We start from the raw sequence: 17,500 nt of genomic DNA, 5'->3' as shown, positions 1-17,500 counted from the left end.
TCGCAGGCCTTAGTTAGGCCACGATGTCGGTCGATGCGCAGGCCCATGTCGATCCGAAGATTCATTGTTCCCGTCGTCGTCGTCGCGCTTGCTGCCGCAATCCTGATTCACGTCGGGGGCTCGCGGGCGCATGCGCATGTGCCGACGCATTGCGGCTTCTGGACCTCGATCGAGGCCGGATTGTCCTGCAGGTGATCTCCAGATGTCCTTCCCTGTGACCTGCAAGCCGGGAAAAGCGTTCTGAACGCTTGCCCGCCCGGCCAATCGCCACTATACGTTCGCCCGTCGCGGCTTGAGGGCCGTGGCCAGTCCGGCGCATCTCACGTCTAACGTATTGATTTGCCGGGAGTTTTGCTCCCTTCGTCTATCGGTTAGGACGCCACCCTTTCACGGTGGAGAGAGCGGTTCGATTCCGCTAGGGAGCGCCATCATGGCCAGCCGGAAATCCAGCCAACTCAACGCATTGTGCTCGGACGGACGCTTTCGCCGCGCCGTCTCGTCCGTTGTGCACGGGTCGGCGGATCGCTGCAATCCGCAGCTGTTTCGCAACCCTTTGGTAAGTTAGCGGCGATACGGCTAGGCTCGGGATGATGTGATGTCTCCAGGGACCAGGAAGCGCGAAACGCGCAAATCGCTGCGCCAATCCGGCTGGATCACGCTCGACGGCGGATTTGCCGCGCGGCCCTGCGTGGTCGAGGACATGTCCTCGTCGGGCGCCAAGATCACGGTCCAGGACAACAACACGCTGCCGGCAAAGCTGCGGCTGGCGTTCTCGCGCGACGCCCGCACCGGGCGCGCCTGCGAAGTGGTGTGGCGCGAGGGCAGGACGTTCGGCGTCAAGTTCGTGCGGTAGAGCATGATCCGGAAAAGTGGATCCGGTTTTCCGAACAGATCATGCTCAAGAAAAGAGCTAGCTCATGCTGCGATCCTTCCCGATCGCATCATGAGCTAGCCTCGTCCGGCGGCGTGGGATAAAAGGCCGGATGCGCAAGACCTGCATTGCCATCATCGCCGTCCTGCTTCCCGCCGCCGCGTTCGCGCAGCAGGGCGACCGCCGCAATTTCCAGATGCCCACGGACGCCGGCAAAACCTTGCCGTCGAAATCCGCGACGCGGAGCAATCCATGCGCATCGTACGGACCCGGCTTCGTCAAGGTGGAGGGCTCCGACACCTGCGTGAAGCTCGGTGGCGCCGTCAGCGTCGGTGGCGGGATGTCCAGCGGCGGGCGTTGAGCGGCTTGCCTCCCGCGCTCACGACATCGGCGGCGCGATGAAGCGCACGAAGGCCGGCCGCCCCGCGATCTCACCGAACCAGCGTTCGAGATGGGGCAGCTTCGGCTTGGTGACGCCCTCGACGCCGAGCCAGCGCCGCGCAAAGGCGCCGAGCGCGATGTCGGCGATCGTGAACTGATCGCCCTCGATGAAGCGGCGCCTTGCAAGCTGCGCCTCGACGACGCGCCACACCACGCCCTCGGCATCGGCGTCCTTCTGGAGCTGGACCATATCGCGCTTCTCCGGCGGCGTGCGCACCAGCCCCCAGAACACCGGCCGGTCGACCGGCTGCAGCGTCGACAGCGTCCAGTCGAGCCAGCGGTCGACGGCGGCGCGCGCCTTCGGCGCTTGCGGATAGAGCGGCGCGCCATGACCATAGGCCATGCAGAGATAGCGCATCACCGAATTGGATTCCCACAGCACATAGTCGCCGTCGACCAGCGTCGGGACGCGGCCATTCGGATTCATCGCGAGATAGTCGGGCTGATCGTTCTTGCCGAACTGCATGCCGGCATCGATGCGCTGATAGGGGAGGTCGAGCTCGGCGAGACACCAGAGCACCTTCTGCACGTTGACCGAGTTGGCCCGACCCCAGATCGTCAGTTGCGGCTTACCGTCCATCACGCGTTTCTTCCCGCTGTTGTGCTTTGCGCGCGTTCATAGCTGAAGCGTCGGGGAAAAGCGCGGGGTGAATTGTACCGAGAGCAAAAAAAGGCTCCACCGCATAGCGGCAGAGCCTTGTTGATAGCGATGCATCAAGACGCCGTCAGTGACCGAACAACAACCACAACACGATGATCACCGGGATCGGCACACCCAACAGCCAAAGCAAAATTCCTCTTCCCATCGTTGCCTCCTCGCATGCTTGTGAGGGAGCAACGTCAACGATCGTGTCGCGTTCCTCGCGATCGTTCGGCGCTTCAGCAAGGGCGAAACGCCGACAGGAACGTAGGAGCGGGCGCGGTGTTTACCAATGGCCGGTGTTCGGCATCGATGCCCACGGCTCGGCCGGGGCTTTCGGCTCGCCCTTTTGCAGGATCTCGATCGAGTGCAGGTCGGGCGAACGCACGAACGCCATGTTGCCGTCGCGCGGCGGACGATTGATGGTGACGCCCATCTTCATCAGCTTCTCGCAGGTCGCGTAGATGTCGTCGACCTCGTAGGCGAGATGGCCGAAATGGCGGTCCTCGCCGTATTTCTCCTCATCCCAATTGTAGGTCAGCTCGACAAGCGGCGCGCCGCGGGTCTGCGGCAGGGACTTGAGCAGATGGAGGTCTTCCTCTGCGCAGAGAAACACCAGCGTGAAGCGGCCCTTCTCATTGTCGATGCGGCGCACTTCCTTCAGCCCCAGCGCGTCCTGATAGAATTTCATCGCGACATCAAGATTGCGGACGCGCAGCATGGTGTGCAGATAGCGCATTTTCTTATCCTCCTGCAGATTCAGAGATTTTGTTTGGGCTCGGGCGAGACGGGGCAAGGAATAGCAGCAAAACGCGACGCGGGGCAGGGGTTAGCGCGAGTTTTGCCGATCGCATTTCGCCTTTGCATGCTCACGCCTTCGCGAGCGTTGGCTCCGGTTGCGCCGCGCGATCACGCGGCCGGATATGGACGGGACGCGCCGCGACACGCTTGCGCAGCAGCGGATGCAAGAAAGCCCCGCCCAGCGAAATTTCTGGGACGGGGCTTGTGGTCGAGCCTTGGAGGCGCGGCCTCTATCGCACCGATTGCCGATCACGGCCAATCAAGGACGCGCGAGGTTGGACGGCCTCTAAAGCGCAAAACCCCGCGAGTGGGCTCGCGAGGTCTATGCCGACCGGCCTTGGGGAGATCGTGCCGGCAACCGGGCAGACAATGTCGCTGCGCGCGGAAGGTTCCTGGGTCCGGAAAATAGAAAGCCCCGCAGGCTGGATGCGGGGCTTTCCCAGCTGACGGACTGGGGATCTCTCAGGGCGTGAGCCGTCAACTGTTGGACACCAAACTTAAGGTTGAATTTGTAAAATGCAACAGCGCCGCGTAGACGGAGTATGTTCGTCCCACAGCGCTGCGCCGGATGCTGGGCCCTGAAATCCCCCAGCGCCCTTTATGTCTTCGCGGCGCGCGAAAGGTTCAAAAGAAAGACCCCGCGAGGGGGATTCGCGGGGCCTTCCAAAGCCGACAGGGCGGTGAGCTGTCGGCACCACGCGCGATGTGCATGTCGTTTCGGCCGGCTGGTTCCTCCAATTGGCTGACCGGCGTCAGGAACGTCCGGGTTTCCAATCGGGCTACGGCTCGTATTCATCGACCCGCTCGACGCGATAGCCGGCGGGCAGGATCTGGCCACCGAGTTCGTCTGCGACCGGAACATCCTCGACAAGACCGTCGATCAGCGCCGCCTCCCAAACTTCCTTCTCCGTCGCGAACGATCTTCCGAGCTGAGTCTTGCCGCGGAACAGGGCGTACATGGGCGCCTCCACAAAACAAAACCCCGCCAGTTACCGAAGTAAGCTGACGGGGCTTGTTGAGCTGATATTTCCGGTGGATTTCTCCCTCGTTGTACCGCTCGCCAAAATAACGGCGGAACGAGAGACTCGTTCCTTCCTTTTTTTGATGGTCGCGTCTTTTTTTCAAGGTCGTTTTTTAAGGTCGCAGCTTCCCGGACGTTCCGTCGTGGGAACCTACTTTTTTGCGTCGTCCCTTTTTGCCGCGCCCTTTGCCGTGTTCTTCATCTCGGATTTGTTGGCCCGCTTCACATCCATCCCCGTGGTGTCCATCGCGCCGCTCTGAGTGGCTCCGTTGGTGTTTTCAGGCCGTTCCATGCCGCTCTGCGGCGCTGGACCAATATCCTGGGCAAAGGCCCCGCCGCATATCAGGGTGAAGACGGTGACCGCGATCAGCTTGCACATGGGTGCCTCCTGGCGTCACCAGGATGACCCGTGCGCAGTCGAGAGGTTCCTGTCGGCTACTGCCGCTCTCACACCTTGATGTCGAGGATGGTCTCGACCGCTTCACGGTCGGCCTGGTTCTTCGCGGCGAAGACATCCAGCACATCCTCATTGATGATGCGCGGCTGCTCCTTCGCCGTCTGGTCGACGACGAGCTGCACTCTGGCTTGCGTCACTTCGACAGGTACGGGGTATACGAGCATGGCTCTCTCCCTCCGGAGGATCGAACCTTGTCAGGGGTTTCTTAACGATTTGTAAGCGCCCGGGGAGCTGCCTTTTTGCGCCGATTCGGAGGGCCGGGCGGTATCGGCCTCGCACGCCGGCCGGATTGGAGCCATACTGCGGGCCGCCAGGACCGGGCGGCGCGATCGATGAAGAACGGGCTCTATTCGATCCACATCCACATGACCGACGGCGTGAGGGGCCGCGACAGCGGCATCCTGATCCTGCGCGACGGTCTCTTGATCGGCGGCGGGCCATATTTCTGGTCAATCGGGGCCTATACGGCCGGCGAGGGCACCTGGAAGGGACATCTCAGCACCAACCAGCATTCGCCCTTCGCGGACCCGTTCACCCGTCCGCTGTTCGCCGGACAGGAAGTGACGAGCGGGTTCTCCGGCACATTCAGCGGCGACGAGGCTGAGGTGTTCGGAACCGTGCTGGTTGGAACCCGCAGCCTGGGTTTCCGGGCCACCCTGAAATGGCTCGCCGATGCCTGAATGCGCGCACGCGGCGCGAGGCTGTGGACAAGCGCGCAGCAAGATGCGTATTTCGTTGGATAATTGGACCCGCTGGCGTTGTGGATTTGCTGCGGACAAGCAGGGGATATCGCTGTGAATCCCGCTGCGGCCGCCGATCGGGAGATCCGGACGAGGCGTTACCCGGCCACCGCTAACCCTACCTGGTTAGGTTAAGAGCAGCATCGTGTTGTCTCCACCTGCGATTGCGATTGGGATGGCTGCGGGTGACAGCCATGATGCCATCGTTCCACAGTGCTGATCGACCGACCCACCGGCGCGTGATGGTGGTGGGGCTGCTGTTCTGCTCGGCTTTTGTCGTGATCAGCTTCTGGCTGCGGCCGCAGCCGGAGAGCGGCAAAGTGCTGGTGAAGTCGGACCGGTTGGTCCGGACCGCGGGAGAGGCCCGGAAGGCAAACTGAAGACGGCAAGCCGGGGGAGCGGCAAGCCGAGACGCGCCGCCGACGCTCAGTCGGGCAGCTTCCCATTCGGATGCTTGTGATACATCGCGATGCCGATGAAGCCGGCAAAGCCCATCACGTTAAGCAGCAGTTCCATCCATGCCGGCATTGATGCCAACCTCGTTCACCGCCAAGCTAATCTCTGAGGTTGTATTTTTGTTCCAGCGCTAACCGATGGTAGCTTTGCGCTATCGTATGGCTGGCGCGTTTTCGAGCGATCCGATCGGAACGGAAAACGCTCGAGGGAACCGGAACTGCGTTTGCGGCAACCATCGCACGGCGGCACTGGCAATAGCCATAAGCCCGGAGCACGCCGCTCGGGGCTTTCTCACTTGCGCCTCATGGCGCCCGGACCATGAACGCGGTCGCCTGGCAAGGACATCAAGCGGTCTTGCGTCAAGCGGTCTTGCGTTGAAATCCACTCCAGGCATTGCCGAGCGTGTTGTCGTAATATTCCTGGCGATCGCGCTCGAACTTCTGCTGCGTCGCCCTGAAGCTGGCAACGCGTGCGACGATCTCCTCGCGCTCGCGCGCGACGCGGTCTTCCTGATCGGTCATGCCCATCCTCCTGGCCGTGGTCCTGTCCCGGGCGCATTGGCGTCGGCGAATTGGGCGTCAATGCGGAGCAGCCAGTGCAGGAATGTGATGATGCTGAGGCGCTGGAAGAGCGACCAAGCGGAGGCGCCGACGCAGCTGATCGCAAGCCGATCGATCAAGACACGCCGCTCGCAGCCGATCGCTCGCGCAACGGTTGAGCTCGCAATCGGTCGGGCCGTGCTATAGTCGCTGCGGCCAACCGGATTGTTTTTAGTGATCGCAAAAGACTTGCGCAGCGGCGTCGAGCAGCTCGGCAACATGATTGCGGAGGCGTCGTCCATCGTGCCCTTCACCGGGGCGGGCATCTCCACCGAGTGCGGCATTCCCGATTTCCGCTCGCCCGGCGGGTTGTGGACCCGCAACCGACCAATTCCGTTCGACGAGTTCGTCGCCAGCCAGGACGCGCGCGACGAGTCCTGGCGGCGCCGCTTTGCGATGGAACAGACGTTTGCGGCGGCCAAACCCGGTCGTGGGCATCGCGCGCTTGCGTCGCTCTACCGGGCCGGCAAGGTTCCCGGCATCATCACGCAAAACATCGACAATCTGCATCAGGCGTCGGGCTTCAAGGCCGACGACGTGATCGAGCTGCACGGCAACACGACCTATGGCCGCTGCATCGGCTGCGGCAAGGACTACGAGCTGTCGTGGGTGAAGCAGCAGTTCGACAAGACGGGCAGCGCCCCCGACTGCGCGGACTGCGGCGATCCGGTGAAGACCGCGACGATCTCGTTCGGGCAATCGATGCCCGAGGATGCGATGCGCCGCGCGGCGGAACTCTCCCGGCACTGCGACCTGTTTCTGGCGATCGGATCATCGCTTGTGGTGTGGCCCGCCGCAGGCTTTCCGATGATGGCGAAGGAGAGCGGTGCGCGGCTCGTGATCATCAACAACGAGCCGACCGATCAGGACGACATCGCCGATCTGGTGATCCGCCACGACATCGGCGACACGCTTGGTCCTTTCGTAGGCAATTGATGCCTGATTGATTCGCGGCTCTGCAAGTCTGTTCATAGTTCCCGCAAGAATCGTTTTTTAGCTATGCCCCGCAAGCGGGAGTGTTATCTTTTGGTTGAGAGATTCGCGCCGCGTCCAAATCAGTCCGAGTGAGTTGGTCATGGAGAGCAGCGTGTACAGGGTGCGCCGCAACGACGGCGATCTGCATTTGATGTGTGGGGTCCGGGGTCATGGGGTCGGACGGATTTGAGTCCAAGAAGCTCGGCGGACCGCCGATGGGCGGAGTTGGGCAAAGCAGGATTGGTCAAGGCGAGTATGGAAGCGCGCCACGCGATCCGGCGATGGATGCTTTCTCAGGCCTCGGCGACGCAGCGGCCAACCTCGTCGAAGTTTCCGGCGTCATCAAATGGTTCGACGCCTCGAAGGGATACGGCTTCATTGTCCCCGACAATGGCTGGCCCGACATCCTGCTGCACGTGACCGTGCTGCGGCGCGACGGTTATCAGACCGCCTATGAAGGCGCGCGGCTGGTCGTCGAATGCGTGCAGCGCGCGAAGGGCTACCAGGCTTTCCGCATCGTCTCGATGGACGAATCGACGGCAATCCATCCGGCGCAGATGCTGCCGCCGCGCACCCATGTCACGGTGACGGCAACAAGCGGGCTCGAGCGCGCGCAGGTCAAGTGGTTCAACCGGCTGCGCGGCTTCGGCTTCGTGACTTGCGGCGAGGGCACGCCCGACATCTTCGTGCATATGGAGACGCTGCGCCGCTTCGGCATGACCGAACTGCGCCCCGGCCAGTACGTGCTGGTGCGGTTTGGGCCCGGCTCCAAGGGCATGATGGCCGCCGAGATCCACCCGGAGACCGGTCCGTCGGCGCTGTCCTCGCACTGATCCGGGTCTGATCCTCCCTGACGGAAACGTGAGCCGCCGGCGAGCATTCTCGGCTCTGGCATTTGCCGCAATCGTCGGGTTAGGGTCCGCCGGAAAATCTTCCCCGGTGTGAGTATTTGTCGATGAATTTCGTTCGCATTGTTGGGCGCCATCGTTCGTGGCTGATGGCCTGCCTCGTGATCATGTTCGGTGCGCTGCTGGCTCCGGCCGCGCAGGCTGCCAGCGTCCAGCCGCTCGAGATCGTCACCAAATCGGGCGTGCACGTCTTCTCGGTCGAAATGGCAACCACAGAGCAGGAGAAGGAGACCGGCCTGATGTACCGGAAGGAGCTCGCGGACGGCAAAGGCATGCTGTTCGACTTCTCACCGGAGCAGGAAGTGTCGATGTGGATGAAGAACACCTACATCTCGCTCGACATGATCTTCATCCGCGCCGACGGGCGCATCCTGCGGATCGCGGAAAACACCGAGCCGCTCTCGACCCGGATCATTCCGTCGCGCGGGCTCGCCAAGGGCGTGCTCGAGGTGATTGCCGGGACCGCGCAGAAATACGGCATCCAGCCCGGCGACCGGGTTGCCCATCCGCTGTTCGGCGGCCGTTAGCAGCCGGTTTCGACGCGATTTCCGGGCGGAAACCGATGCCGGATTCGCCGCACGAAGCCCCGCACCGGTGCCTTGCTGGCGCTGGCTGAAGCGTGTATCCACGGGGCTTCTCGGAAATGTCGGGGTATAGCGCAGCCTGGTAGCGCGGCAGTTTTGGGTACTGCAGGTCGTTGGTTCGAATCCAGCTGCCCCGACCATCCCAATCAAAGACTTAACAGAGACGCTCCGTCGGTAGATGAGGCGGACGCGATGTTTATGGTCGGCGCGTGCTCGGCACTCGCGCCTGACCTGGTCCACAAATCGCGGTCAGTTGGCACCCTGAAATAGCAAGCGCGGGACCGAAGCCCCCGCGCTCCACTGCTCGCAACTTCAGCCGCCCGGGCGCTGACCAGATCAACGAGCCGGCGGGTTGTAGCGATCGAGGATCACGGTTCTTGAGCCACCCTCCGGCGGTCGCGAGATGGGGTCGTCGAATTTGTGATAGCGGTCGAACTGCTGCTGCTCATCGCGCAGATGTGGCGCTTCGGCGGACGAGTAGGCTCTATTTGCACCGTTCCAGTGATCAAATCCCGACACGACGCAACCCCGTCTTGGTTCAGATGCAGGTTGGTTAGCATCGTTGCGGGGGTATCTCTGTATCGGCGTGGCAACACCACCAGCAATCCGCGCGAAATGAGCACACGTATTGTTTCTGTGGCTCTCTGTGCGTGAACAGCGTTCCGGTACGGGTAACCAAGCTTCGGCCGAGATTGTCTCGCCTGAGGCAACAACGCCGCCTGGACGGAATATGCTCGTCCAGACGGCGCCGTCGAAATACTGGGCCCTGAAATCCCCAGTGCCAATGGGTCGTGCCGGCGGGGGATAGGTTCAACGTTGCGCCGCCTTGCCGCAGTCCAAGCCACGACATCGTGAGCTGCGCGATCTCGAGCGGATGTGGCTTGCCGATAACGCGCGCGCGCTGGCAGGGTAGTTCGGCCCGACAAGACCAATCCGCGAGAAAAGCACCATGGCGCGCAGACTGATCGATATCTCCGTTCCCCTGCAGAACGACGTTCCGGCCGATCCGCCCGGCAACCATCCGACCATCCAGTATATCGATCACCAGCAGGGGCTGCCGCGCATGCTGCAGTTCTTCGATGGACTGAAGGCGGAGGACCTGCCCGACGGACAGGGCTGGGCCGTCGAGCAGGTCTCGCTCTCCACCCACAACGGCACGCATCTCGATGCGCCCTGGCATTTCCATCCGTCCATGAACCGCGGCGAGCGATCCTGGACCATCGACGAGGTGCCGCTGGAGTGGTGCTTCCAGCCGGGCGTGAAGCTCGACTTCCGCCATCTGCCTGACGGTTATGTCGCGACCGCCAAGGATGTCGAAGCCGAGCTGAAGCGCATCGGCCACACGCTGTCGCCGCTCGAGATCGTCGTCGTCAACACCAGCGCGGGCGCGAAATATGGCCAGCCCGACTACGTCAATTCGGGCTGCGGCATGGGCTACGAGGCGACGATGTATCTGCTCGAGCGCGGCGTGCGGCTGACCGGCATCGACGGCTGGAGCTGGGACGCGCCGTTCGTCTTCACCGCGAAGAGATACGCCGAGACCAGGGACGCCAGCCTGATCTGGGAAGGCCACAAGGCCGGGCGGCACATCGGTTACTGCCACATCGAGAAGCTGCACAATCTCGAGCAGCTGCCGTCGACCGGATTCATGGTGTCGTGCTTCCCGGTGAAGATCGAGCGCGCGTCGGCGGGCTGGACGAGGGCGGTCGCCATCCTCGACGGCTAGGCGCGCCGGGGTTGTGATCGGCCAGCTTCGGGAACCGGTGGACAGGCTGTGCATTACGGCGGGTTGTTGCGGCACGGCTACAGCCTGAGGCAGCCGAATCTGCTTTAATGCACGCAGTAGATGCATTGGGTGATCGGGCCGCCGGCTCGTCCTCGCGTCCCGATTTCGGAAGCGTTCTCTCCCGTGACTAGAGCCCCGGCGTCTCCGGGCTCTTTCTTGCGTGCCGCAGCTGAGCCAAGCCCGGCAGGTGAACCAACCCCAAAAAGCAAATCAGGTGCGTCGGGAACGACGCACCTGATTTCATGTCTTTAATATCGCTTGTGTCGACCGGGCGGTTGTTACCACCGGCAAACGCGAACGCCACGCGGGGTCCACCAGCAACGGGGCCCACCACCGTAGTAGCCATAGCCGCGTCCGTATCCATAGCCGCGACCATAACCCCATCCGCGGCCGCGACCCCAGCCGCCGCCGCGATAGCCCCAGCCGCCGCGTCCGCGCCATTGCGCTTGCGCAGACGACGTAGTGGCGCCGACCAGGATGGCGGAGGTGCTTGCGACATAGACGAACAACAAAGCGACTGCTGCCAGGCAACGAGTCAGGATATTGTAGCGTTTAGTCATTCTGAAGATCTCCAGTCCACTTCCAAACATCTGAACTGATGCTGGCTGTCTCGCTTAGACGCGCGACACCGGCATTCGGTTCGTGCATGCTAAGACAATATTTTCACTAAGGTTCTTGCGAGCTTTAACGACTCTATTGAGACCAACAGGTAAGGTCAAGTTACAGTCCCGCCTGCAGAGGATGCTGTCGTTGCTGCGCTCATCTTGTCGTTCATCCGCCGTTCATTCTGTTCATCTTGCGTTGCGCCGATTTGATTTGTGCATCGCAGAAGCAGAGGTTTGAGAACCTCGGAAAATGCCGGCGAGAACTTGAAGTCGACACGATCCTGTTCTCTGAGCGTTGCTGTATCCTTCCAAAGAGTGCCCATGCCGAAACAACACACTTACGTCCTTGGTCTCAACGTCTACGACCATGACGTCAGCGCCTGCCTGCTGCGTGACGGCGCGATCGCCTACGCGATCTCCAAGGAGCGCATCACCCGCGAGAAGCACGCCTCCGGCTTCTACAAGGAAGTCGTCGACTACTGCCTGTCGGCCGAGGGCATCACCCTCGACGACGTCGATCTCGTGGTGCGCAACAGCTACATCCTGCCGGTGCCCGAGATGGAGGAGCGGATGCTCCACCAGGATATGCCGGGCTTCTTGCCGATCGCCGAACGCAACGAGGCAATCAAGCACCCGCTGTTTCGTTCCAAATCCGACAAGGTGGTGTCGATCTCGCACCACCTCGCGCATGCCTACAGCGCGTTCGCGGTGTCCCCATTCAAGGACGGCGTCGTGATGATCGTCGACGGCGTCGGCAATTATCGGGCCGACGCGATGGAGTCCTGCTCCGAAGATGAGGCGTCGCCGCTGGCCCGCGAGTCCGAGAGCTACTACAGGTTCGACGACGCCAGGCTCGAATGCCTGAAGAAGGTCTGGATGGAGCCGGCGCGGGGGCTGTTGTCGGACGAGTTCTACAACATGCCGGGACTGGGGGCGCTGTACAGCCGGGTCTCGACCTATGTGTTCGGCGACTGGAACAAGTGCGGCGAGTTGATGGGGCTGGCGCCCTATGGCCGCCATGAGCAGGTCGGCCATCTGCTCGAGATGAAGGACGGCAAGCTGCACGTGCCGTTCTGGGGCGCCGAGAACCAGCAGCCCTTCGTGCTCGACAGCGGCAGCTGGGACAAGAGCCCGACGATGCGGCACTGGGAGGACATCGCCTGGCGGGTGCAGGACGATACCGAGAACGTGCTGCTGGCGCGGGCGCGCTGGCTGCGCGAGACCACGGGGGCGAAAAATCTCTGCATCGCCGGCGGCGTCGCGCTGAACTGCGTGGCCAACGGGCGCATCGCGCGCGAGTCGGGTTTCGAAAACATCTGGATCCAGCCCGCCGCCGGCGACGACGGCATCGCGATTGGTTGCGCTTATTACGGCTGGCTCGAGGTGCTCAAGCAGCGCCGCTCGTTCGTGATGGACCACGCCTATGTCGGGCGGCGCTACAGCGACGCCGAGGTGGCCGCCGCGCTGCAAAGCTTCCTGGTGCGCATCCAGGTCGACGCGAAGCGCAGCGACAATATCTGCCGCGACACCGCAAAGCTGCTCGCCGACCAGCGCGTGATCGGCTGGTTTCAGGACCGTTCCGAGTTCGGTCCGCGCGCGCTCGGCAACCGCAGCCTGATCGCCGATCCGCGCAGGGCCGAGATGAAGGATATCCTCAACAGCCGGGTCAAGCACCGCCAGGCCTTCCGGCCGTTCGCGCCGATCGTGCTGGCCGAGCGCATGAAGGAGATCTTCGAAGGCGAGGAGGACTCGCCCTACATGCTGATCGCAAAGCCGGTGCGGCCGGAATGGCGCGACAAGATCCCGGCGATCGTGCATGTCGACGGTTCGGCGCGGGTGCAGAGCGTGCGGGAAGAGACCAACCCGATGCTCTATCGCCTGCTGAAGGAGTTCGAGGCGCTGACCGGCGTGCCGGTCCTGATCAACACCTCGTTCAACGTCAAGGGCGAGCCGATCATCGAGACGCCGCAGGACGCGGTGAGTTGCTTCCTCACCACCGGGATCGACAACCTCGTGATGCATGACACGCTGGTGTCGAAGACCGCCATGCACAAGGTCGTCACGCCCGTGATGACGACGTTCGGCGACGTCGCCACCATCGTCTCCTCGACGACGCAGGATACCAGTCGCGGCGGCTAGAGAGCGTTTTCGAGCGAAGTGGGCACCGGTTCGCGTGAAGAAAACGCGTCAAAACAAGAATCTAGAGCTTCGGTTCTGATTCAATCAGAACCGAAAATGCTCTAGAGCATGGCCCGGAAAAGTGCGAAGCGGTTTTCCCCGCGACAAACGCGAAGCGTTTGCGCGGCCTTGCTCAAAAATAAGGGACTTACGCCGCCTTCGCCGGCGCCGTGGGTTTTGCCGCCGGCGGCTTGACCGGCTTGTCCTGCCGCTTCGACCACGAGATGTAATAGGCCACGATCGTCATGATCGCGATGCCGGAGATGCTGACGAAGATCTGCGCGAACAGCGAGCCCGAGCTCATCGAGAGCTCGAAATGTCCGACAAAGGACAGGAACACGCCGACGCAGAACACCGCCAGCGACTGCTGGCCGCAGACGATCAGGGGATCGAACACCTTCCACTCCAGCGCCGCCCAGTCCTTCGGGATGAAGCGGATCACCAGCACCGTGATCACCACGAAGTGCAGGAAGCGATACGGCGCGAGGTTGGTCTTGTCGTTCGGGTTGAAGGCCGAATAGAGCCAGTCCGGGAACATGGCGCCGAAGTCCGGGAAGCGCCCGGCCATCGTCATGATCAGCGCGAAGATCATATAGGCGATGCAAAACCACAGCGTGTAGCGCGAGTTGATGATGCGCATGTTGTTGCGGGCGCCGCCCATCGCGCACCATGAGCCGAACACGAACAGCACCTGCCAGGCGAACGGATTGAAGTACCAGCTGCCGGCCGGGTAGGCCGGCAGGTTCCAGCCCTGGTGGCGCGACACCAGCCACAGCACGAGCGAGGCCGCCATGGTCCAGTTCGGCCGCCGCAGCATGAACCACAGCACCGGGGGGAACAGGCCCATCAGCACGATATAGAGCGGCAGCACGTCGAGATTGACCGGCTTGAATTTCAGGAACAGGCCCTGGCGCAGCGTCTCGGTGGCGTTGTCGACGAGGCCGGCGACGTTGAACTCGTTGATGATCTCGGAATCGCCGAAGCGCAGCGCCAGATAGCTGATCGAGGCGATGTAGATCACGAACAGGATGATGTGGGCGACATAGAGCTGCCAGACCCGCTTGGTCAGCCGGGTGGCGCCGACGATGAAGCCGCGCTCCAGCATCATGCGGGCATAGACGAAGGAGGCGGTGTAGCCGGAGATGAAGACGAACAGGTCCGCGGCGTCGCTGAAGCCGTAATTCCGCGTCGTGATCCAGTTCACGACGTTGTCGGGGATGTGATCGAGGTAGATCGCCCAGTTCGCGACCCCGCGGAACAGGTCGAGCCGGAGGTCACGTCCTTTTTCGGGCAGGGTAGCGTGGATTTCCATGGCGCGCCGTTTCCTCGAGGTGATGCTTGTCGAGAAGATCGCGCCGCGGGCCCGGGGGACTGCTAAGGGAAGCCTCCCGAGGCCAGATTGTCACAGCGCGGTAGAATGACTATACCGGTCCGGCGAAGGCTGCCTCCGAGATCGAGGAATCACCGATCAGATCGTTGATAGGTGTCTCTATACTATCCCGGCGGTTTCCTTCAAATCGCTTCCATGTCGCACATCCCACGGGGCCGACCATCCATGACCGCACGCATTTTTAAGCCCGCCAAAAACGCGATGCAATCGGGACGTGCCAAGACCAAAGAGTGGCAACTGGACTACGAGCCGGAGCAGCCGCGCTCCGTGGAGCCTTTGATGGGCTGGACCTCGTCCACCGACATGAAGCAGCAGCTGACGCTGCAGTTCGAGACCAAGGAAGAGGCGGTCGCCTATTGCGAGCGCAAGGGCATCGCCTACCAGGTGATCGAGCCGAAGGATTCGGCGCACCGCCAGATCGCCTATGCCGACAATTTCGCGTTCCGCCGCTGGGAGCCTTGGACCCACTAAGGTTGGACCCACTAAGTCCAGACTAGCGCCCGATCAGCTCGCCGCGGGCGCGGCGAGGGCGCCCGGGATCGGCAGCGGCGCGTCCTTGGAGACGCCGAGCACCGGAAAGCTTCTGATCTTACGCACATTGGGCAGGCCGGCGAATTGCAGCAGCTGCTGGCGCATCTCGTCGACGCTGGGCGCGACGCATCGGAGCATGAAGTCGGCATCGCCCGAGATCCGCCAGCATTGCAGGAAGCGCGGCACGGCCGCCACATCAGCCTCGAACGCCTCGATCGCGCTCAGGGTCTGGCTGTCGAGCTGGATCAGCACGAAGGTCGTCACCTCATAGCCGAGCAGCCGCTCGTCCAGCGTGGCGCGGATCGCCTGGATCACGCCGCGGCTGCGCAGGGCGCGAACCCGGCGCAGGCAAGGCGGGGCAGTGATGCCGACCCGCTCGGCGAGCTCGTTGATCCTGATCCGGCCGTCCCGCTGCAACTCGGACAGGATCCGCAGATCGATGTCATCGAGCTGTGGGCGCTCGGTCACGGTCACGAGCCCGCCACGGCGGCGCGCCGGCTGTCGCTGCCGTGGCTCGCCTGGCCGATCGCAGCCCGCGGCGCCACGCCCGACAGCACCAGCTTCTCATGCGCCGCGATGATGGCGTCGCGGGTCAGCCGGCCGCCGGGGCGGTACCAGGTGCACAGCCCGGTGAGCAGCGCCAGGATCGCGAAGGTCGCGACCTGGATGTCGACCACCTCGAACGCGCCGTCCGCCACCCCGTCGGTGAGGATCTGCGCCAGCCGCTGCTCATAGGCGCCGCGCAGCGCCACCACCGCGTCGTAGTTCTTCGCATCGAGGCTGCGCAGCTCGGAATTGGCGATGAAGACCTCGCGCTTGCGGGTCATGTGATAGGTGACGTGGAACGCGACAAAGGCGCGCAGCTTCTCGCCCGGATCGGCCTTGCCCTCGAGCGCAAGGTCAAGCTCGCGCAGCAAATCGTTGATATGGTCCTGCACCAGATCGAACAGCAGGTCCTGCTTGGTTGAGATATGGTTGTAGAGTGAGCCCGCCTGGATGCCGACCTCGGCGGCGAGCTGGCGCAGGCTCATGGCCTCGTAGCCGTGCTCGAAGATCAGGCGCACGCCGGCCTTGCGGATCGCCTCCAGCGTGGTGGGGCCGTGTGAGCCGATCGTGCGTGCCATCGGGGCCTCGGAGGGTGTTGGCTTGCCAGGGAGGACCAGGAAACAAGCGAACGACCGTATGTATATCGCATGAAATCCCAGTGAATTCAATGAACTGCGGATTTCGCGCACAAACCATAGCACGATTGCTTGCGAAGCCAAGAAAAAAACGTATGATCGTTTAATTGCAAGATGAATCTCACGGGAGGGATCATGGCCTCGAACCAGGCGGCAATCTTCAATTTCGACCTTGGCGAGACCGCAGATGCGATCCGCGAGACGGTGCATGATTTCTCGACCAACGAGATCGCGCCGCGCGCCGCCGAGATCGACCGCAGCAACCAGTTTCCGCGCGACCTCTGGCCCAGGATCGGCGCGCTCGGCCTGCACGGCATCACCGTCGAGGAGGAGTATGGCGGCTCGGGCCTCGGCTATCTCGAGCACTGCATCGCGGTCGAGGAGATCTCGCGGGCGTCGGCCTCGGTCGGCCTGTCCTACGGCGCGCATTCCAACCTCTGCGTCAACCAGATCCGCCGCAACGGCAACGAGGCACAGAAGCGCAAATACCTGCCGAAGCTGATCTCGGGCGAGCATGTCGGCTCGCTCGCGATGTCGGAGCCGCAGGCGGGCTCGGACGTGGTCTCGATGAAGACGCGCGCCGACAAGAAGGGCGACCGCTTCGTCCTCAATGGCAACAAGATGTGGATCACCAACGGCCCGGTCGCCGATACGCTGGTGGTCTACGCCAAGACCGATCCGAACGCCGGCCCGCGCGGCATCACCGCGTTCATCATCGAAAAGGGCATGAAGGGATTTTCCACCGCGCAGAAGCTTGACAAGCTCGGCATGCGCGGCTCCGACACCTGCGAACTGGTGTTCGAGGATTGCGAGGTGCCGGAGGAGAACGTGCTCTCCGAGGTCGGCCGCGGCGTCAACGTGCTGATGAGTGGTCTCGACTATGAGCGCGCGGTGCTGGCGGCCGGGCCGATCGGCATCATGCAGGCCTGCATGGACGTCGTGCTGCCCTACGTGCACGAGCGTAAGCAGTTCGGCGAGCCGATCGGCTCGTTCCAGCTGGTGCAGGGCAAGGTCGCCGACATGTACACCACGATGAACGCCTCGCGCGCCTATGTTTACGCGGTGGCGAAGGCCTGCGATCGCGGCGAGACCACGCGCGAGGACGCCGCCGGCGCCATCCTCTATGCCGCGGAGAAGGCCACCCAATGCGCGCTGGATGCGATCCAGCTGCTCGGCGGCAACGGCTACATCAACGATTATCCCACCGGCCGCTTGCTGCGCGACGCAAAGCTCTACGAGATCGGCGCCGGCACCAGCGAGATCCGCCGCATGCTGATCGGCCGCGAACTGTTCGCCAAGACAGCCTGATGTCTTCTCCCTCGCCCGCGCTTGCGGG

The 17,500-nt window shown here is 62.9% G+C and carries 21 protein-coding genes and 2 tRNA genes; 14 read left to right on the top strand and 9 right to left on the bottom strand.

Translation table 11 applies throughout. The features are described 5' to 3' along the window. Positions 1 to 45 precede the first annotated feature (45 nt). The 4 genes from J2R76_RS08160 to J2R76_RS08145 all read left to right on the top strand — a co-directional run bounded on the left by J2R76_RS08160 (position 46) and on the right by J2R76_RS08145 (position 1,232). Positions 46 to 195, top strand: coding sequence for a hypothetical protein (locus J2R76_RS08160; RefSeq protein WP_016844593.1), 150 nt, complete (start codon positions 46 to 48; stop codon positions 193 to 195). Between the two features lie 158 nt (positions 196 to 353). Next, positions 354 to 428 (top strand) — tRNA-Glu (locus tag J2R76_RS08155). A 167-nt stretch (positions 429 to 595) separates the two neighbouring features. Further along, positions 596 to 853, top strand: coding sequence for a PilZ domain-containing protein (locus J2R76_RS08150; protein WP_057018566.1), 258 nt, complete (start codon positions 596 to 598; stop codon positions 851 to 853). Positions 854 to 983: 130 nt separating this feature from the next. Then, entirely contained in the window at positions 984 to 1,232 is a 249-nt protein-coding gene (locus J2R76_RS08145; RefSeq protein ID WP_057018565.1) for a hypothetical protein, read from the top strand. 18 nt (positions 1,233 to 1,250) lie between these two features. Here the strand turns inward: J2R76_RS08145 and J2R76_RS08140 are convergent, their stop codons facing one another. From J2R76_RS08140 to J2R76_RS08120, 5 genes are all read right to left on the bottom strand, one after another. After that, positions 1,251 to 1,892, bottom strand: a complete 642-nt coding sequence (locus J2R76_RS08140; RefSeq protein ID WP_057018564.1) for a glutathione S-transferase family protein — start codon at positions 1,890 to 1,892, stop codon at positions 1,251 to 1,253. Positions 1,893 to 2,238: 346 nt separating this feature from the next. Continuing rightward, positions 2,239 to 2,691, bottom strand: coding sequence for a VOC family protein (locus tag J2R76_RS08135; protein ID WP_016844600.1), 453 nt, complete (start codon positions 2,689 to 2,691; stop codon positions 2,239 to 2,241). 841 nt (positions 2,692 to 3,532) lie between these two features. Continuing rightward, entirely contained in the window at positions 3,533 to 3,712 is a 180-nt protein-coding gene (locus J2R76_RS08130; RefSeq protein WP_141341102.1) for a hypothetical protein, read from the bottom strand. Between the two features lie 213 nt (positions 3,713 to 3,925). Beyond that, positions 3,926 to 4,153 carry a hypothetical protein gene (locus J2R76_RS08125; RefSeq protein WP_076828658.1) on the bottom strand — a complete coding sequence of 76 codons (228 nt, stop codon included), beginning with the start codon at positions 4,151 to 4,153 and terminating at the stop codon, positions 3,926 to 3,928. A gap of 68 nt (positions 4,154 to 4,221) precedes the next feature. Next, the gene (locus tag J2R76_RS08120) at positions 4,222 to 4,395 is read right to left on the bottom strand and encodes a hypothetical protein (protein ID WP_018271496.1); all 174 of its coding nucleotides are present in this window, start codon (positions 4,393 to 4,395) and stop codon (positions 4,222 to 4,224) included. Between the two features lie 75 nt (positions 4,396 to 4,470). Between J2R76_RS08120 and J2R76_RS08115 the strand changes: the two genes are divergently transcribed. After that, positions 4,471 to 4,911: a GrlR family regulatory protein gene (locus J2R76_RS08115; RefSeq protein WP_244558847.1), complete on the top strand. Its 441-nt coding sequence runs from the start codon at positions 4,471 to 4,473 to the stop codon at positions 4,909 to 4,911. A gap of 254 nt (positions 4,912 to 5,165) precedes the next feature. Next, positions 5,166 to 5,351, top strand: a complete 186-nt coding sequence (locus J2R76_RS08110; protein WP_057018561.1) for a hypothetical protein — start codon at positions 5,166 to 5,168, stop codon at positions 5,349 to 5,351. A gap of 435 nt (positions 5,352 to 5,786) precedes the next feature. Here J2R76_RS08110 and J2R76_RS08105 read toward each other — a convergent pair whose 3' ends face one another. Continuing rightward, on the bottom strand, positions 5,787 to 5,948 hold the full coding sequence (locus J2R76_RS08105) for a hypothetical protein (protein ID WP_162832435.1): 162 nt from the start codon (positions 5,946 to 5,948) through the stop codon (positions 5,787 to 5,789). Positions 5,949 to 6,200: 252 nt separating this feature from the next. Here J2R76_RS08105 and J2R76_RS08100 point away from each other — a divergent pair, with 252 nt between their 5' ends. The 6 genes from J2R76_RS08100 (at position 6,201) to J2R76_RS08075 (ending at position 13,023) form a co-directional block, all read left to right on the top strand. Then, entirely contained in the window at positions 6,201 to 6,962 is a 762-nt protein-coding gene (locus J2R76_RS08100) for a Sir2 family NAD-dependent protein deacetylase (protein WP_076828654.1), read from the top strand. 209 nt (positions 6,963 to 7,171) lie between these two features. Continuing rightward, the gene (locus J2R76_RS08095) at positions 7,172 to 7,834 is read left to right on the top strand and encodes a cold-shock protein (RefSeq protein ID WP_057018559.1); all 663 of its coding nucleotides are present in this window, start codon (positions 7,172 to 7,174) and stop codon (positions 7,832 to 7,834) included. A gap of 122 nt (positions 7,835 to 7,956) precedes the next feature. After that, positions 7,957 to 8,436: a DUF192 domain-containing protein gene (locus tag J2R76_RS08090; protein ID WP_057018558.1), complete on the top strand. Its 480-nt coding sequence runs from the start codon at positions 7,957 to 7,959 to the stop codon at positions 8,434 to 8,436. A gap of 120 nt (positions 8,437 to 8,556) precedes the next feature. Continuing rightward, positions 8,557 to 8,633 (top strand) — tRNA-Pro (locus tag J2R76_RS08085). A gap of 809 nt (positions 8,634 to 9,442) precedes the next feature. Continuing rightward, positions 9,443 to 10,219 (top strand): cyclase family protein, encoded by a 777-nt coding sequence (locus tag J2R76_RS08080; protein WP_076828652.1) that lies wholly within the window; start codon positions 9,443 to 9,445, stop codon positions 10,217 to 10,219. Between the two features lie 986 nt (positions 10,220 to 11,205). Then, positions 11,206 to 13,023 (top strand): carbamoyltransferase C-terminal domain-containing protein, encoded by a 1,818-nt coding sequence (locus J2R76_RS08075; protein WP_076828650.1) that lies wholly within the window; start codon positions 11,206 to 11,208, stop codon positions 13,021 to 13,023. 187 nt (positions 13,024 to 13,210) lie between these two features. Here the strand turns inward: J2R76_RS08075 and J2R76_RS08070 are convergent, their stop codons facing one another. Further along, positions 13,211 to 14,374, bottom strand: a complete 1,164-nt coding sequence (locus J2R76_RS08070; RefSeq protein WP_050384313.1) for an OpgC domain-containing protein — start codon at positions 14,372 to 14,374, stop codon at positions 13,211 to 13,213. A gap of 243 nt (positions 14,375 to 14,617) precedes the next feature. On the opposite strand from J2R76_RS08070, the gene J2R76_RS08065 reads away from it, so the two are divergent. Next, positions 14,618 to 14,923, top strand: a complete 306-nt coding sequence (locus J2R76_RS08065; RefSeq protein WP_016846428.1) for an ETC complex I subunit — start codon at positions 14,618 to 14,620, stop codon at positions 14,921 to 14,923. Positions 14,924 to 14,956: 33 nt separating this feature from the next. Here J2R76_RS08065 and J2R76_RS08060 read toward each other — a convergent pair whose 3' ends face one another. Both J2R76_RS08060 and J2R76_RS08055 read right to left on the bottom strand, forming a co-directional pair. Beyond that, a complete protein-coding gene (locus J2R76_RS08060; protein ID WP_057018554.1) occupies positions 14,957 to 15,451 on the bottom strand; it encodes an Lrp/AsnC family transcriptional regulator in 495 nt (164 codons plus the stop codon). A 2-nt stretch (positions 15,452 to 15,453) separates the two neighbouring features. Next, positions 15,454 to 16,107, bottom strand: coding sequence for a TetR/AcrR family transcriptional regulator (locus J2R76_RS08055; protein ID WP_076828648.1), 654 nt, complete (start codon positions 16,105 to 16,107; stop codon positions 15,454 to 15,456). Between the two features lie 192 nt (positions 16,108 to 16,299). Here J2R76_RS08055 and J2R76_RS08050 point away from each other — a divergent pair, with 192 nt between their 5' ends. After that, positions 16,300 to 17,472 carry an isovaleryl-CoA dehydrogenase gene (locus J2R76_RS08050; protein WP_028332150.1) on the top strand — a complete coding sequence of 391 codons (1,173 nt, stop codon included), beginning with the start codon at positions 16,300 to 16,302 and terminating at the stop codon, positions 17,470 to 17,472. Positions 17,473 to 17,500 lie beyond the last annotated feature (28 nt).

The organism is Bradyrhizobium sp. USDA 4532, from assembly GCF_024171315.1.
Taxonomy (GTDB): domain Bacteria; phylum Pseudomonadota; class Alphaproteobacteria; order Rhizobiales; family Xanthobacteraceae; genus Bradyrhizobium; species Bradyrhizobium australafricanum.
Note: the sequence above shows the minus strand (reverse complement) of the source record. Positions and strands in the feature narration are given on the sequence as shown.

What these genes read in the sequence shown, in the direction of transcription:
- J2R76_RS08070 (WP_050384313.1), bottom strand. Translation starts at nt 14,374, where the DNA reads ATGGAAATCCACGCTACCCTGCCCGAAAAAGGACGTGACCTCCGGCTC.
- J2R76_RS08080 (WP_076828652.1), top strand. Translation starts at nt 9,443, where the DNA reads ATGGCGCGCAGACTGATCGATATCTCCGTTCCCCTGCAGAACGACGTT.
- J2R76_RS08050 (WP_028332150.1), top strand. Translation starts at nt 16,300, where the DNA reads ATGGCCTCGAACCAGGCGGCAATCTTCAATTTCGACCTTGGCGAGACC.
- J2R76_RS08145 (WP_057018565.1), top strand. Translation starts at nt 984, where the DNA reads ATGCGCAAGACCTGCATTGCCATCATCGCCGTCCTGCTTCCCGCCGCC.
- J2R76_RS08090 (WP_057018558.1), top strand. Translation starts at nt 7,957, where the DNA reads ATGAATTTCGTTCGCATTGTTGGGCGCCATCGTTCGTGGCTGATGGCC.
- J2R76_RS08105 (WP_162832435.1), bottom strand. Translation starts at nt 5,948, where the DNA reads ATGACCGATCAGGAAGACCGCGTCGCGCGCGAGCGCGAGGAGATCGTC.
- J2R76_RS08130 (WP_141341102.1), bottom strand. Translation starts at nt 3,712, where the DNA reads ATGTACGCCCTGTTCCGCGGCAAGACTCAGCTCGGAAGATCGTTCGCG.
- J2R76_RS08075 (WP_076828650.1), top strand. Translation starts at nt 11,206, where the DNA reads ATGCCGAAACAACACACTTACGTCCTTGGTCTCAACGTCTACGACCAT.
- J2R76_RS08125 (WP_076828658.1), bottom strand. Translation starts at nt 4,153, where the DNA reads ATGTGCAAGCTGATCGCGGTCACCGTCTTCACCCTGATATGCGGCGGG.
- J2R76_RS08065 (WP_016846428.1), top strand. Translation starts at nt 14,618, where the DNA reads ATGACCGCACGCATTTTTAAGCCCGCCAAAAACGCGATGCAATCGGGA.
- J2R76_RS08150 (WP_057018566.1), top strand. Translation starts at nt 596, where the DNA reads ATGTCTCCAGGGACCAGGAAGCGCGAAACGCGCAAATCGCTGCGCCAA.
- J2R76_RS08160 (WP_016844593.1), top strand. Translation starts at nt 46, where the DNA reads ATGTCGATCCGAAGATTCATTGTTCCCGTCGTCGTCGTCGCGCTTGCT.
- J2R76_RS08095 (WP_057018559.1), top strand. Translation starts at nt 7,172, where the DNA reads ATGGGGTCGGACGGATTTGAGTCCAAGAAGCTCGGCGGACCGCCGATG.
- J2R76_RS08135 (WP_016844600.1), bottom strand. Translation starts at nt 2,691, where the DNA reads ATGCGCTATCTGCACACCATGCTGCGCGTCCGCAATCTTGATGTCGCG.
- J2R76_RS08110 (WP_057018561.1), top strand. Translation starts at nt 5,166, where the DNA reads ATGATGCCATCGTTCCACAGTGCTGATCGACCGACCCACCGGCGCGTG.
- J2R76_RS08055 (WP_076828648.1), bottom strand. Translation starts at nt 16,107, where the DNA reads ATGGCACGCACGATCGGCTCACACGGCCCCACCACGCTGGAGGCGATC.
- J2R76_RS08120 (WP_018271496.1), bottom strand. Translation starts at nt 4,395, where the DNA reads ATGCTCGTATACCCCGTACCTGTCGAAGTGACGCAAGCCAGAGTGCAG.
- J2R76_RS08140 (WP_057018564.1), bottom strand. Translation starts at nt 1,892, where the DNA reads ATGGACGGTAAGCCGCAACTGACGATCTGGGGTCGGGCCAACTCGGTC.